Annotated in this window: 11 protein-coding genes; 9 read left to right on the forward strand and 2 right to left on the reverse strand. The window is 62.4% G+C overall.

Annotated features, from left to right (window positions below; translation table 11 throughout):
* Positions 1-6: 6 nt before the first annotated feature.
* The gene (locus tag AC0Z8Z_RS08160) at positions 7-1212 is read left to right on the forward strand and encodes an aminotransferase class V-fold PLP-dependent enzyme (RefSeq protein WP_485618766.1); all 1206 of its coding nucleotides are present in this window, start codon (positions 7-9) and stop codon (positions 1210-1212) included.
* On the forward strand, positions 1209-1613 hold the full coding sequence (locus AC0Z8Z_RS08165; RefSeq protein WP_485618767.1) for a SufE family protein: 405 nt from the start codon (positions 1209-1211) through the stop codon (positions 1611-1613). Before AC0Z8Z_RS08160 ends, AC0Z8Z_RS08165 begins: the two co-directional genes overlap by 4 nt.
* Before the next feature lie 83 nt (positions 1614-1696).
* Here the strand turns inward: AC0Z8Z_RS08165 and tcdA are convergent, their stop codons facing one another.
* Complete coding sequence (gene tcdA, locus AC0Z8Z_RS08170) at positions 1697-2515, reverse strand: tRNA cyclic N6-threonylcarbamoyladenosine(37) synthase TcdA (protein WP_122537355.1); 819 nt, start codon at positions 2513-2515, stop codon at positions 1697-1699.
* A 233-nt stretch (positions 2516-2748) separates the two neighbouring features.
* Here tcdA and AC0Z8Z_RS08175 point away from each other — a divergent pair, with 233 nt between their 5' ends.
* The 7 genes from AC0Z8Z_RS08175 (at position 2749) to AC0Z8Z_RS08205 (ending at position 11609) form a co-directional block, all read left to right on the forward strand.
* Positions 2749-5337, forward strand: coding sequence for a glycosyltransferase family 2 protein (locus AC0Z8Z_RS08175; RefSeq protein WP_485618768.1), 2589 nt, complete (start codon positions 2749-2751; stop codon positions 5335-5337).
* Positions 5338-5439: 102 nt separating this feature from the next.
* Positions 5440-6591, forward strand: a complete 1152-nt coding sequence (dapE, locus tag AC0Z8Z_RS08180; protein ID WP_485618769.1) for a succinyl-diaminopimelate desuccinylase — start codon at positions 5440-5442, stop codon at positions 6589-6591.
* Positions 6591-7400: a putative RNA methyltransferase gene (locus AC0Z8Z_RS08185; protein WP_485618770.1), complete on the forward strand. Its 810-nt coding sequence runs from the start codon at positions 6591-6593 to the stop codon at positions 7398-7400. Before dapE ends, AC0Z8Z_RS08185 begins: the two co-directional genes overlap by 1 nt.
* A 65-nt stretch (positions 7401-7465) precedes the next feature.
* Entirely contained in the window at positions 7466-7843 is a 378-nt protein-coding gene (locus AC0Z8Z_RS08190) for a hypothetical protein (protein WP_485618771.1), read from the forward strand.
* 97 nt (positions 7844-7940) lie between these two features.
* The gene (plsB, locus tag AC0Z8Z_RS08195) at positions 7941-10433 is read left to right on the forward strand and encodes a glycerol-3-phosphate 1-O-acyltransferase PlsB (RefSeq protein ID WP_485618772.1); all 2493 of its coding nucleotides are present in this window, start codon (positions 7941-7943) and stop codon (positions 10431-10433) included.
* A gap of 48 nt (positions 10434-10481) precedes the next feature.
* Positions 10482-10880, forward strand: coding sequence for a YbaY family lipoprotein (locus AC0Z8Z_RS08200; RefSeq protein ID WP_485618773.1), 399 nt, complete (start codon positions 10482-10484; stop codon positions 10878-10880).
* A 39-nt stretch (positions 10881-10919) separates the two neighbouring features.
* Complete coding sequence (locus tag AC0Z8Z_RS08205) at positions 10920-11609, forward strand: DUF4197 domain-containing protein (RefSeq protein WP_205484602.1); 690 nt, start codon at positions 10920-10922, stop codon at positions 11607-11609.
* A gap of 24 nt (positions 11610-11633) precedes the next feature.
* Here AC0Z8Z_RS08205 and AC0Z8Z_RS08210 read toward each other — a convergent pair whose 3' ends face one another.
* On the reverse strand, positions 11634-14714 hold the full coding sequence (locus AC0Z8Z_RS08210) for an efflux RND transporter permease subunit (protein ID WP_485618774.1): 3081 nt from the start codon (positions 14712-14714) through the stop codon (positions 11634-11636).
* Position 14715 lies beyond the last annotated feature (1 nt).

Below are 14715 nucleotides of genomic sequence, written 5' to 3' on the forward strand. Positions count from 1 at the left end.
ACTGATATGCCCCTCATTTCTCCCTGGCGCGCTGACTTTCCGGCCATCGACGCCCTGCAACGGCAAGGCCAGACCTATCTGGACAGCGCCGCCACCGCACAAAAGCCCCACGCCCTGATCGACGCCACGGTGCATTACTACGCCAACGGCGCAGCGAATGTGCATCGCGCCCAGCACCTGCCGGGCGCCATGGCGACCCAGGCCTTTGAGGACACGCGGCGCAAGGCCGGCGAATGGCTGAATGCCGGAGCGTCCGGGCAGATCGTATTCACCCACGGCGCCACGTCCGCGTTCAACCTGCTCGCCTATGGCCTGGAGCACGTGTTTCAGGCCGGCGACGAGATTGTCATCAGCGCGCTGGAGCACCACGCCAATCTGTTGCCCTGGCAGCAACTGGCCCTGCGTCGCGACCTGAAACTGGTGGTGCTCCCCGTCACTGAGGCCGGTGTGATAGATGTTGAGGCCGCCGCCGAACTGATCACTCCACGCACCCGATTGCTGGCGGTCAGTCAGTTGTCCAACGTGCTCGGCACCTGGCAGCCGGTCCGGCAACTCGTTGCGCTGGCCCAGGCACAAGGCGCGCTGACGGTGATTGATGGCGCCCAAGGCGTCGTCCATGGCCGACACGATGTGCAGGACATCGGCTGCGATTTCTACGTGTTTTCCAGCCATAAGCTCTATGGCCCGGATGGCGTGGGCGTCCTGTTCGGCAGACATCTGGCGCTGGCGCAGTTGCAGCATTGGCAGTTCGGCGGCGAGATGGTCCTGCAGACCGGTTACCGGACAGCCACGTTCCGCCCCGCGCCGCTGGGCTTCGAAGCGGGCACGCCGCCCATCAGCGCGGTGATCGGCCTCGGCGCGACGCTGGATTATCTCAACGGCCTGAATCAGTCCGCCGTCGCCGAATACGAAGCGTGCCTGCATGAGCGGTTGCGCGCCGGGTTGATGCTGCGCGACGGTGTGCAGGTGCTGGGCGATCCCCATGTGGCGCTGGTGAGTTTCGTGGTCGAGGGCGTACATAACGCCGATCTTGCGCACCTGCTGACCGAGCAAGGCGTCGCCGTTCGCGCCGGTCACCACTGCGCCATCCCGTTGATCAGTAGCTTGGGCCTCTCCGGGGCAATCCGCGTGTCGCTGGGGTTGTACAACGATTCCGAGGACCTGGAGCGGTTTTTCAGCGCTCTGGATCAATCATTGGAATTGTTGCGATGAGCCTGCCGATCGAGGCGCAGACGGCGCTGGAAACCTTCAACGGGTCATTGAGCTGGGAGCAGCGGGCGCGGCTGTTGATGCAATGGGGCGACCGCCTGCCACCCATGAGCGACCAGGAAAAGACCGACGAGCGTCTGGTGGACGGCTGCGAGAGCAAGGTCTGGCTGGTGGGCCACCTGATCGACGGGCACTGGCAGTTCCGCGCCGCCAGCGATGCGCGGTTGATTCGGGGGCTGGTGGCGTTGCTGCTGGCCCGGGTCAACGGCCTGTCGTTGCAAGAACTGCAGCAGGTGGATCTGGCTGAGTGGTTCACGCAGCTGGGCTTGAGCCGTCAGCTGTCGGCATCCCGCAGCAACGGGCTGAATGCGGTGTTGCAGAAGATGCGGCAGCTCGCACGGTAGAGATGCCCCGTCGTCCAGGCGCCGCGCTGTTGCGCAGCAAACATGAGACCTGGGGGAGCGAGCTTGCTCCCACGCCTCGACCTTCAAGCCGCCGGCTGCGCCTTGGCTCGCTCCGACGGCCGTCGCACGCCGGCGACGATTTTGTCCACGGCCTTGGTCGCGGCGACCATCCCGAAAGTGGCAGTGACCATCATCACCGCGCCAAACCCGCCCGCGCAATCGAGCTTCACGCCATCGCCGACAAAGCTTTTCTGCAGGCAGATGCTGCCGTCCGGCTTGGGGTAGCGCAGTTGCTCGGTGGAGAACACGCAGGGCACGCTGTAATGGCGAGTGACCGTGCGGGAAAAGCCGTAATCGCGGCGCAGGGTCGAACGCACTTTGGACGCGAGCGGATCGTTGAATGTCCGGTTGAGGTCGCAGACCTGAATCAGGGTCGGGTCGATCTGGCCGCCCGCGCCACCGGTGGTGATGATTTGGATCTTGCGGCGTTTGCACCAGGCGATCAGCGCCGCTTTGGCGTTGACGCTGTCGATGCAATCGAGCACGCAGTCGATGTCCGGCGTGATGTATTCGGCCATGGTCTCGCGGGTGACGAAGTCGGCCACGGCATGGACCACACAATCAGGATTGATCTCCCGCAGACGGTCGGCCATGACCTCGACCTTGGCGCGGCCAACGGTGCTGCTCAGGGCGTGCAGCTGGCGGTTGCTGTTGCTGACGCAGACGTCGTCCAGATCAAACAGGGATATCTCGCCCACGCCACAGCGCGCCATGGCTTCCGCCGCCCAAGAACCCACACCGCCGATGCCGACGACCGCCACGTGGGCCGCGCGCAGGCGCTCCAGGCCCTCAATGCCGTACAGGCGGGCAACGCCAGCGAAACGCGGATCTTCTGTACTCATGACCAATACCCCAAAAAACCGGCGCGCATTATAGGCCCTGACGGCGATTCGCAAAGCGCTGAGTGGCAGGCGTTTGGTCTGAAAGTCCCCTCTTTCCCCGCCTGCCCAATGCAGGACAGGTAACGGCCTACGAGCCTGGCCGAACAGAACTTCAACACGTGTCGGTTGCCAAAGTTTCGGCCCGCTGTACCCTGTCACTCCTCCCCGTTCCCCTCTTGGAACCTGAAGCACCTATGTCATCGCGTAAATTTGGACTCAACCTCGTTGTCGTCGTGGCGATTGCTGCGCTGTTCACCGGCTTCTGGGCGCTGATCAACCGCCCCGTCACCGCCCCCAACTGGCCTGAACAGATCTCCGGCTTCTCCTATTCGCCTTTCCGCCTCGGACAGAATCCACAGAAAGATTCCTACCCATCCGACGAAGAAATGCGTCAGGACCTGGAGCTGATGAGCAAGCAGACGGACAACATCCGTATCTATTCAGTGGACGGCACGCTCAAGGACATCCCCAAGCTGGCCGAAGAGTTCGGCCTGCGGGTGACCCTCGGCATCTGGATCAGTCCGGACCTGGAGCGAAACGAGCGCGAAATCACCACGGCGATCGAACTGGCGAACACCTCGCGCAGCGTGGTTCGCGTGGTGGTCGGCAACGAAGCGCTGTATCGCGAAGAGATCAAACCCAAGGACCTGATGGCCGCCCTCGACCGCGTGCGCGCCGCCGTCAAAGTCCCGGTGACCACGTCCGAGCAGTGGCATATCTGGGAGAAGTACCCGGAACTGGCCAAGCACGTTGACCTGGTCGCCGCGCACATCCTGCCGTACTGGGAATACATCCCGATGGATAAAGCCGGTCAGTACGTGCTTGATCGTGCCCGCGAACTGAAACGCATGTTCCCGAAAAAGCCGCTGCTGCTCTCCGAAGTCGGTTGGCCGAGCAACGGCCACATGCGCGGCGGTGCGGACGCCACCCAGGCGGATCAAGCGGTTTACCTGCGCACGCTGGTCAACAAGCTCAACCGCCAGGGCTTCAACTACTTCGTGATCGAGGCCTTCGACCAGCCGTGGAAAGCCAGCGACGAAGGCTCGGTTGGTGCCTATTGGGGCGTGTACAACGCCGCCCGCCAGCAGAAATTCAACTTCGAAGGCCCGGTCGTTGCGATCCCGCAGTGGCGTGTATTGGCGATCGGTTCCGCGGTGTTGGCGATGCTTGCCCTCGCCTTGTTGCTGATTGATGGCTCGGCGCTGCGTCAGCGTGGCCGGACATTCCTGACCTTTATTGCTTTCCTGTGTGGATCTGTCCTGGTCTGGATCGGCTACGACTACAGCCAGCAATACAGCACCTGGTTCAGTTTGCTCGTAGGATTTTTACTGGCGCTCGGCGCATTCGGCGTCTTTATCGTCTTGTTGACCGAGGCCCACGAGCTGGCCGAAGCGGTGTGGACGCACAAACGCCGCCGCGAATTCCTGCCCGTTGAAGGGGATTCGGCCTACAGACCGAAAGTGTCTATTCACGTGCCCTGCTACAACGAGCCGCCGGAAATGGTCAAACAGACCCTCAACGCACTGGCGGCGCTGGATTATCCGGATTTCGAAGTGTTGCTGATCGACAACAACACCAAGGACCCCGCCGTGTGGGGGCCGGTCAAGGCCCACTGCGAAATGCTCGGGCCGCGCTTCAAGTTTTTCCACGTCGCGCCGCTGGCCGGGTTCAAGGGCGGCGCCCTGAACTACCTGATCCCGCACACCGCGCCGGACGCCGAAGTGATTGCCGTGATCGACTCGGACTACTGCGTTGATCGCAACTGGCTCAAGCACATGGTCCCGCACTTCGCCGATCCGAAAATCGCTGTGGTGCAGTCTCCGCAGGACTACCGCGACCAGCACGAAAGTGCGTTCAAGAAGCTCTGCTACTCGGAATACAAAGGCTTCTTCTACATCGGCATGGTCACCCGCAATGACCGCGATGCGATCATTCAGCACGGCACCATGACCATGACCCGTCGCTCGGTCCTGGAAGAACTGGGCTGGGCGGACTGGTGCATCTGTGAAGACGCGGAGCTGGGCCTGCGCGTGTTCGAAAAAGGCTATTCGGCAGCGTACGCGCACAATAGCTTCGGCAAGGGCTTGATGCCCGACACCTTCATCGACTTCAAAAAGCAGCGTTTCCGCTGGGCCTATGGCGCGATTCAGATTATCAAGCGTCACGCCGCCAGCCTGCTGCGCGGCAAGGACACTGAGCTGACCCGCGGCCAGCGTTATCACTTCCTTGCGGGCTGGCTGCCGTGGGTAGCCGATGGGATGAACATCTTCTTCACGGTCGGCGCACTGCTCTGGTCGTCGGCGATGATCATCGTGCCCAACCGTGTTGATCCACCGCTGCTGATTTTCGCGATTCCTCCGCTGGCGCTGTTCTTCTTCAAGGTCGGCAAGATCATCTTCCTGTACCGCCGCGCCGTTGGCGTGAACCTCACGGACGCGTTTTATGCGGCGCTCGCGGGGCTGGCGCTGTCTCACACCATCGCCAAAGCGGTGCTGTACGGGTTCTTCACCACCAGCATCCCGTTCTTTCGCACCCCGAAAAACGCCGAAAGCCATGGCTTGCTGGTGGCGATTTCCGAGGCCCGCGAAGAGTTGTTCATCATGCTGATGCTGTGGGGCGCTGCATTGGGGATCTGTCTGGTACAGGGTCTGCCGAGCAACGACATGCGCTTCTGGGTCGTCATGCTGCTGGTGCAATCGCTGCCGTATCTGGCGGCGTTGATCATGGCGTTTCTGTCGTCGCTGCCGAAACCGAAACCGGCAGACGAACCCGCTACCGCCTGAGACAATGGGGCGCTGTACTAAACGGCGGCCTTCGGGTCGCCGTTTTGCTTTAAGCTATTCGCCGGTTTATGCCTTGCCTTCACTCAATATCTCGGACCTTTCATGACAGCCCCAGCCGACCTCTCGCCCACGCTGCAACTCGCCTGCGACTTGATCCGTCGCCCATCCGTCACGCCACTGGACGCCGACTGCCAGGCCGTGATGATGAAACGCCTGAGCGATGCCGGTTTTGCGCTGGAGCCAATGCGCATCCAGGACGTGGATAACTTCTGGGCCACCCATGGCAGTCAGGACGGTCCGGTGTTGTGCTTCGCCGGGCACACCGATGTGGTACCGACCGGCCCCGTTCAGTCTTGGCAGAACGACCCGTTCAGCGCGCTGATCGACGAAGACGGCATGCTCTGCGGCCGTGGCGCGGCGGACATGAAAGGCAGCCTGGCGTCGATGATTGTCGCTACCGAGCGTTTCGTCGCCGATCACCCGAACCACAAGGGCAAAGTGGCCTATTTGATCACCAGCGATGAAGAAGGCCCGGCGCACCACGGCACCAAAGCAGTGGTCGAGCGTCTGGCGGCGCGCAACGAGCGGCTCGACTGGTGCATCGTTGGCGAGCCGTCGAGCACGACGCTGGTGGGCGATGTGGTCAAGAACGGCCGTCGCGGTTCACTGGGCGCGACCCTCACCGTCAAAGGCATTCAGGGCCACGTCGCCTACCCGCATCTGGCGAAGAACCCCATTCATCTGGCAGCACCGGCGCTGGCTGAGCTGGCCGCCGAGCACTGGGACAACGGCAATGATTTCTTCCCGCCGACCAGCTTCCAGATCTCCAACCTGAATTCCGGCACCGGCGCCACCAACGTGATCCCGGGGGATCTGGTGGCCGTGTTCAATTTCCGTTTCTCCACCGAATCCACCGTCGAAGGCCTCAAGCAACGCGTCGCCGACATTCTCGACAAACACGATCTGGACTGGCACGTGGAATGGGCGCTGTCCGGCCTGCCGTTCCTCACCGAACCGGGCGCATTGCTGGACGCAGTGTCGGCGAGCATCAAACACGTCACCGGCCGCGACACCCGTGCGTCGACCAGCGGCGGCACCTCGGACGGTCGCTTCATCGCCACCCTCGGCACCCAAGTGGTCGAACTGGGGCCGGTCAATGCGACGATCCATCAAGTCAACGAACGCATCCTCGCCAGCGATCTCGACGTGCTGACCGAGATCTACTACCAGACCCTGGTCAAGTTGCTCGCCTGATGCTGACCTGCCCGATCTGCTCCGCCCCGCTCGATTCAGCGGATAACGGTGTCGTGTGCCCGGCCGGGCACCGCTTCGACCGCGCCCGTCAGGGGTATCTGAATCTGCTGCCCGTGCAGCACAAGAACAGCCGCGACCCCGGCGACAATCAGGCGATGGTCGAGGCGCGCCGCGACTTTCTCAACGCCGGGCATTACGCGCCAGTCGCCAGGCGTCTCGCCGAACTGGCCGCCGAGCGTGCCCCCGCGCACTGGCTCGACATTGGGTGTGGCGAGGGTTATTACACCGCGCAGATCGCCCAGGGTCTGCCCAACGCCGACGGCTACGCGCTGGACATCTCCCGCGAAGCGGTAAAGCGCGCATGCAAACGCGACCCGAACATCACCTGGTTGATCGCCAGCATGGCGCGCGTGCCACTGCCGGATGCGAGCATGCAGTTCATCGCCAGCGTGTTCAGCCCGCTGGACTGGGCCGAGGCCAAGCGTCTGCTTTCGCCGGGCGGCGGCCTGATGCGTGTAGGTCCGACCAACGATCACCTGATGGAATTGCGTCAGCGCCTGTACGACGAAGTCCGCGATTACAGCGATGACAAGCACTTGGCCCTGGTGCCGGAAGGCATGAGCCTGCAGCACAGCGAAACCCTGCGCTTCACCCTGACACTGGTGGACGGCCAGGCCCGCGCCAATCTACTGGCCATGACGCCCCACGGCTGGCGCGCCAGTGCCGAACGCCGCGCCAACGTGATCGAGCAGCCCGAGCCGTTCGAGGTCACGGTGTCCATGCGCTACGATTATTTCGTCCTGAACTGACGGCTTGAAGCACCCGAACAGACTGAATCCGCGAGTGGATTTTCCAGCACAACCAAGAGGCATCCATGCGCCAACCCGATATCGAGATTTACCTGAAAGACGCTGACGTCGACCACAAGGCAATCACCGCCTGGCTGACTCAAGCCATCGGCCCTTGCACCGAATGGGCACAGAAAGGCCAGACGTGGAAATGCCAGGCGGGCGACGTGCCCGTGACCTGGATTCCCAAGGCCGTCGGCAAGTGGAACAGCCTGTGCCTGGACAGCGACAAAACCCCGTGGGAAGACGACATCGCCTGCGCCCGTGCCGCCTTCGCCGCGTTGAAGGTCGAAGTGCGTTGCGCCCCGGGGACATGGGTCGAAGAAGAGAGTGACGCCGAAGCCGATCAATGGATCCGCATCAGCGTGGATGGTGAGGAAGGAATCACCTGGCATACGTCCTGATACATCATCCTGACGGGCGCCCGCGCCGCTTTGCCCATCCCCGCCAGATGCGGCAAACTGGCGGCCTCGCGGGCGTCGCCCCTCTCAGCAGAACTCTATGACCCGTTCCCCGTTTCGCCGTCTTGTATTCGGCACCGTGCGCCGCCTGCTTTACCTGTGGGTGCGCTCGGAGACGATCAACCAGTCGTCCTTCACCCTCAATCTCGACCGCAGCCGCCCGGTTTTTTATGCGCTGCAAAACCCTTCAATGAGCGACCTCGCCGTCCTCGACAGCGAGTGCCGCAAGGCCGGTCTGCCGCGCCCGGTACTCTCCGTGGCCGTCGGCAATCTGACCGAGCCGGCCGCGTTTTTCTACCTGACGCCCGAGCCTGACTGGCTGGGGCGCCACGACAAACGCGGCGCACCACCGACCCTTGAACGCCTGGTCAGCGCGGTCTCGCAAAACGCCACCGAAGACGCGCAAGTCATTCCGGTCAGCGTCTTCTGGGGCCAGTCCCCGGACAAGGAAGACAGCCCGTGGAAACTGCTGTTTGCCGACAGTTGGAAGGTGACCGGGCGTCTGCGTCGCTTTGTGACCATTCTGATCCTGGGCCGCAAGACCCGCGTGCAGTTCTCGGCACCGGTTCATCTGCGTGAGCTGGTCGATCAGAACAAGGGTTACGAGCGCACGGTGCGCATGGCTCAACGCCTGCTGCGGGTGCATTTCCGCAACCTGAAGACGTCCGTGATCGGCCCGGACCTTTCCCACCGTCGCCATCTGGTCAAAGGGCTGGTGGCGGATCCGCTGGTCAGGCAGGCCATTCTCGACGAGGCCGCCCGGGAGAAAATCACCGAAGCCAAGGCTCGGGACAAAGCGCTTCATTACGGCAACGAAATCGCCTCGGACTACACCTACACCGCCATCCGGTTTCTGGAAGTGGTGCTGAGCTGGTTCTGGAACAAGATTTACGACGGCATCAAGGTCAGTCACCTGGAGGGCGTGCAGAACGTCGCCCAGGGCAACGAGATCATTTATGTGCCGTGCCACCGCAGCCACATCGATTATCTGCTGCTGTCGTACCTGCTGTTTCGCAACGGCCTGACCCCGCCGCATATCGCTGCGGGTATCAACCTCAACATGCCGGTGATCGGTGGCCTGCTGCGGCGCGGCGGCGCGTTTTTCATGCGCCGCACGTTCAAGGGCAATCCGCTGTACACCGCGGTGTTCAACGAATACCTGCACACCCTGTTCACCAAAGGTTTCCCGGTGGAGTACTTCGTCGAAGGCGGACGTTCGCGGACCGGGCGCATGTTGCAGCCGAAGACCGGAATGCTGGCGATCACCCTGCGCAGTTTCCTGCGCAATTCGCGCATGCCCATCGTGTTCGTGCCGGTGTACATCGGCTATGAACGGGTGTTGGAAGGCCGGACCTACCTGGGTGAACTGCGCGGTGCAGCGAAAAAGAAAGAGTCGATCTTCGACATTTTCAAAGTCATCGGCGCGCTAAAGCAGCGCTTCGGCCAGGTGTCGGTGAATTTCGGTGAGCCGATCAAGCTGACCGAATTTCTCGACCATGAGCAGCCGGACTGGCGCACTCAGGAACTGGGCCCGGTGTTCAAACCGGCCTGGCTAAACGAGACCACTCACCGTCTGGGCGAACGCGTGGCCCGCCACCTGAACGAAGCGGCGGCGATCAATCCGGTGAATCTGGTGGCGCTGGCGTTGCTGTCGACCGCCAAACACGCGCTGGACGATCAAGCTCTGGCGCGGGTGCTCGATCTGTACCTGACGCTGTTGCGCACCGTGCCCTACTCGCCCCATACCACGCTGCCGGACGGCGATGGTCGCGCCCTGATCGAGCACGTCAAGGACATGAAGCTGCTCTCGGAACTCAGCGACGCGCTGGGCAAGATTCTGTACCTGGACGAGCAAAATGCCGTCCTGATGACCTACTACCGGAACAACGTGCTGCACATTTTCGCGCTGCCCTCGTTGCTGGCCTGCTTCTTCCAGAGCTCGTCGCGCATGAGCCGCGAGCAGATTCTGCGGTATACCCGGGCGCTGTATCCGTACCTGCAATCGGAGCTGTTCATCCGCTGGTCGCTGGACGATCTGGATGAGGTCATCGATCAGTGGCTGGCGGCGTTCGTTGAGCAGGGCTTGTTGCGATTCGAGAACGGCGTCTACCTGCGCCCGGCGCCAAGCTCGCGGGCTTTCGTGCTGCTGACGGTGCTGTCGCGGGCGATTGCCCAGACCCTGCAGCGTTTCTACATGGCGATCTCGCTGCTGCTCAACAGCGGTCAGCACACGCTCACTGCCGAGGGGCTTGAGGAGTTATGCACGACGATGGCCCAGCGGTTATCGATCCTGCACGGCCTGAACGCGCCGGAATTTTTCGACAAAAGTCTGTTCCGGCATTTCATCCAGACGCTGCTGGATCAGGGCGTCTTGCGCACCGACGCCGCCGACAAACTGAGCTATCACGATATGTTGGGGGATCTGGCGGAAGGTGCCGCCAAACGCGTACTGCCAGCGGAAATCAGGCTGTCGATCCGCCAGGTGGCGCTGCACCGCAGTGATGAAGTCGTCGGGGCCGCGCCGATCGCCTGAGCGACGACGCACGCCTTACCTAACGTTTCACATGACAAGGAAATTCACATGAAACACATCCTGCTCACCCTCATGACCACCGTGCTCGCCGCGTGCGCCCATGGGCCGGACAACCTGCCGGGCTCGGTGGATGGCGAGGTGTTTTACCTGCAGCGCATGGCGCTTCCGCCTACCGCTACGCTTAAGGTTACGCTGCAGAACGTGACGCTGGCCGACGCGCCCGCACAGATCCTCGCCAGCCAGAACGGCCCGATCAAAGGCCAGGTGCCGCTGCCGTTTCACCTGACCTACGATCAGAAGCAGGTCCAGGCGGGACACACCTACTCGGTCAGCGCGCGCATCGAAGTGGACGGCAAGCTGCTGATGATCAGCACCGAGCGCTACACGGTGGACCTGACGCTGGACGAAAAACCGCCCATCAAAATTCGTTTGAGCCCGGCCCGTTGATCGGGCGTGGATCACAGACCGTTGAAAAGGACATTACCCATGTTGCGTCGCTCTCTATCGTTCACTGGCGTGTGCGCCGGCCTGCTGTTGTCGGCCAGTGCCTTCGCGCTGTCGCTCAATGATCTGTCTCAATCGGACGCCACCGGCGGGCTGAAGGATGCCCTGACCCAAAGCGCGCAGGTCGCCGTCAAGCAACTGGGCGTGCCGGGCGGGTTCAGCAACAACAAGGACGTGCGCATCGAGCTGCCCGGCAACCTGGGCAAGGTCGCCAAGAAGATGAAGCAGTTCGGTATGGGCGCGCAGGTCGATCAGCTGGAAAACAGCATGAATCAGGCGGCAGAAGCAGCGATGCCCCAGGCGCAGACGTTGCTGGTCGATGCCGTGAAAAAAATGAGTGTGTCGGACGCCAAGGCCATCCTCGGCGGCGGCAAGGACTCCGCCACCCAGTACCTGAGCACCTCCAGCCGCGAACAGATCCGCGCCAAATTCCTGCCCATCATCAAACAGGCCACTGACAAAGTCGGACTGGCGCAGAAATACAACGCCTTCGCCGGACAGGCCGCGACGCTGGGCGTGCTGGACGCGAAGAGCTCGAACATCGAAGGCTACGTCACGGAGAAGGCATTGAACGGCCTGTTCGAAATGATCGCCAAACAGGAAGAAACCATCCGCGCCAACCCGGCAGCGGCGGCGACCGGTCTGGCGAAGAAGGTGTTCGGCGCGCTGTGAGACGCGCCGTGGCGGGTTAAGCGATCAAACCTCGACCCGCTCATCCTTTTTCACCCTGAACCACGCCGCATACAGTGCGGGCAGAAACAGCAGGGTGAGTGCGGTGGCGACGATCAGGCCGCCCATGATGGCGACGGCCATGGGCCCGAAAAACACGCTGCGTGACAGCGGAATCATCGCCAGCACTGCCGCCAGCGCGGTGAGCACGATAGGCCGGAAGCGCCGCACCGTCGCTTCGATGATCGCCTGCCAGCGGTCCAGACCCGCCGCGATGTCCTGCTCGATCTGGTCGACCAGAATCACCGAGTTACGCATGATCATCCCCGACAGCGCGATGGTGCCCAGCATCGCCACAAAGCCGAATGGTTGGTTGAACAGCAGCAGAAACAACGTTACCCCAATCAGCCCCAGGGGCGCGGTCAGAAACACCATGAACGTGCGTGAGAAGCTGCGCAGCTGGATCATCAGCAAGGTCAGTACCACCACGATGAACAGCGGCACCCCGGCGTTCACCGAGTTCTGCCCGCGGGCCGAATCCTCCACCGTGCCGCCCACCTCCAGTAGGTAACCGTCGGGCAACTGCGCGCGCACGTCTTCCAGCGTCGGCAGAATCTGTTTCACCAGCGTCGCCGGTTGCTCCTTGCCGTAGATGTCAGCGCGCACCGTCACGTTCGGCAGCCGGTTGCGGTGCCAGATGATGCCCTCCTCAAAACCGTATTCCAGGGTCGCCACTTGGGAAAGCGCGACACTGCTGCCGTTGCTGGTCGGCACCGACAGGCTGGCGAGGCTGCCCAGTTCATGGCGCTCCTGCTCCGTGCCGCGCAGCAGGATTTCGATCAGCTCGTCGTCCTCGCGGTACTGGCTCACGCTCGACCCGGTCAACTGGCTTTGCAGAAAGCGCGACAGGTCGGCAGTGGTTACGCCCAGCGCCCTGGCCCGATCCTGATCGACATTCAGGTAGACGACCTTGCTCGGCTCTTCCCAGTCCAGATGCACATTGACCACATGGGGGGTTTCCCGGACCTTCGCCGCCACCTTGCGAGCCAGCGCCCGCACCTCGTCGATGTGCTCGCCCGTGACGCGAAACTGCACCGGATAGCCCACGGGCGGGCCGTTTTCCAGGCGGGTGACGCGGGGCCGCAGCATCGGGAATTGCTCATCCAGCGTCTGGATCAACCAGGTGCGCAGCGTCTCGCGGTCTTCGATGGTTTTCGCCAGCACGACGAACTGGGCAAAACTGGCCGCGGGCAATTGCTGATCCAGGGGCAGGTAAAACCGCGGAGAACCGGTGCCGACATAGGCCACGTAATTGTCAACGCCGGCGTGGTCCTTGATCATCGCTTCCAGCCGCTTGACCTGCTCGGCGGTGCTGGTCAGCGAGGCACCTTCAGCAAGCTTCAAGTCGACCATCAACTCCAGCCGGCCCGACGCCGGGAAGAACTGTTGAGGCACGAAGCGGAACATGAAAATCGACAGGGCAAACAGCGCAATGGTCAGCACGATGACCGTTTTGCGCCGGCGCACACACCAGCCCACCAGCCCGCGAACACGTCGGTAAAACGGCGTGCCGTAAGGATCCGGCGCGTGGGCACCGGCGCCATGTTTGGCGGCATGGATTTTTGCCAGGTCCGGCAACAGGCGCGCGCCCAGATACGGCACGAACACCACGGCAGCAATCCACGAGGCGATCAGCGCAATGGTCACCACCTGAAAGATCGAGCGAGTGTACTCGCCGGTGCTCGACTGCGCGGTGGCGATGGGCAGGAAACCTGCTGCGGTGATCAGAGTGCCGGTAAGCATCGGGAACGCGGTGCTGGTCCAGGCGAAGCTGGCGGCCTTCAGCCGGTCGTAACCCTGCTCCATTTTGATCGCCATCATTTCCACAGCGATGATTGCGTCGTCCACCAACAAGCCCAACGCCAGCACCAATGCGCCGAGGGATATCTTGTGCAGGCCGATGCCCAGGTAATACATGCAGGCGAATGTCATCGCCAGCACCAGCGGAATCGCCAGTGCCACCACCATCCCGGTGCGCACGCCCAGCGAGAAAAAGCTCACCAGCAGCACAATGCCCAAGGCCTCGGTGAGCACCTGAACGAACTCGCCAACGCTGGTCTTCACCGCCGCTGGCTGGTCCGAGACTTTGCGCAACTGCATGCCGGCAGGAAGGTTGTTCTGTAAGCGCGCGAACTCCGTCTCCAGCGCACGGCCGAGCACCAGAATGTCGCCGCCGTCTTTCATGGCGACGGCGAGCCCGATGGCGTCCTGACCCATGAAACGCATTTGCGGCGCGGGCGGATCGTTGAAGCCACGGCGCACATCGGCCAGATCACTGATGCGGAACGTGCGATCACCCACGCGAATCGGGAAGCTGCGGATCTCGTCGACGGTTTGAAAACGCCCGGTCACGCGCAGCTGAACGCGCTCGCTGGGTGTCTCGAAAAAGCTCGCCGCCACCACCGCGTTCTGCGCTTCCAGCGCTTGCTGAACCGACTGCATTGGCAGGCCGAGGGTGGCGAGTTTGACGTTGGAGAGTTCGATCCAGATCTTCTCGTCCTGCAGACCGAGCAACTCGACCTTGCCGACGTCCTTGACCCGCTGCAGCTGGATCTGGATGCGATCGGCGTAGTCCTTCAGCACTGCGTAATCGAACCCCTCCCCCGTCAGCGCGTAGATATTGCCGAACGTGGTGCCGAATTCATCGTTGAAGAACGGGCCCTGCACGCCGGCCGGAAGGTTCTGACGGATGTCGCTGATCTTCTTGCGGATCTGATACCAGAGTTCCGGCAGCCGCGCGGAAACCAATGAGTCTCGGGCGACAAACGTGACCTGGGATTCACCGGGCCGCGAGAACGAGACAATGCGCTCGTAATCGCCGGTTTCCATCAGCTTCTTCTCGATGCGGTCGGTGACTTGTCGCGACACCTCTTCGGCACTCGCGCCCGGCCAGAGCGTACGAATGACCATGGCTTTGAAGGTGAAGGGCGGGTCCTCACTCTGGCCCAGTTTGGTGTAGGACAGCGCACCGACTGCGGCCAGCAGGATCATGAGATACAGGACCATCTGCCGATTACGCAGGGCCCATTCGGAAAGATTGAAACGCATG

Source organism: Pseudomonas sp. 1L-C-7-B-C1 (genome assembly GCF_057291635.1).

Bases quoted from the DNA above. Each gene is read 5' to 3' on its own strand.
- AC0Z8Z_RS08160 (WP_485618766.1), top strand. From the start codon at position 7: ATGCCCCTCATTTCTCCCTGGCGCGCTGACTTTCCGGCCATCGACGCC.
- AC0Z8Z_RS08165 (WP_485618767.1), top strand. From the start codon at position 1,209: ATGAGCCTGCCGATCGAGGCGCAGACGGCGCTGGAAACCTTCAACGGG.
- tcdA (WP_122537355.1), bottom strand. From the start codon at position 2,515: ATGAGTACAGAAGATCCGCGTTTCGCTGGCGTTGCCCGCCTGTACGGC.
- AC0Z8Z_RS08175 (WP_485618768.1), top strand. From the start codon at position 2,749: ATGTCATCGCGTAAATTTGGACTCAACCTCGTTGTCGTCGTGGCGATT.
- dapE (WP_485618769.1), top strand. From the start codon at position 5,440: ATGACAGCCCCAGCCGACCTCTCGCCCACGCTGCAACTCGCCTGCGAC.
- AC0Z8Z_RS08185 (WP_485618770.1), top strand. From the start codon at position 6,591: ATGCTGACCTGCCCGATCTGCTCCGCCCCGCTCGATTCAGCGGATAAC.
- AC0Z8Z_RS08190 (WP_485618771.1), top strand. From the start codon at position 7,466: ATGCGCCAACCCGATATCGAGATTTACCTGAAAGACGCTGACGTCGAC.
- plsB (WP_485618772.1), top strand. From the start codon at position 7,941: ATGACCCGTTCCCCGTTTCGCCGTCTTGTATTCGGCACCGTGCGCCGC.
- AC0Z8Z_RS08200 (WP_485618773.1), top strand. From the start codon at position 10,482: ATGAAACACATCCTGCTCACCCTCATGACCACCGTGCTCGCCGCGTGC.
- AC0Z8Z_RS08205 (WP_205484602.1), top strand. From the start codon at position 10,920: ATGTTGCGTCGCTCTCTATCGTTCACTGGCGTGTGCGCCGGCCTGCTG.
- AC0Z8Z_RS08210 (WP_485618774.1), bottom strand. From the start codon at position 14,714: ATGCGTTTCAATCTTTCCGAATGGGCCCTGCGTAATCGGCAGATGGTC.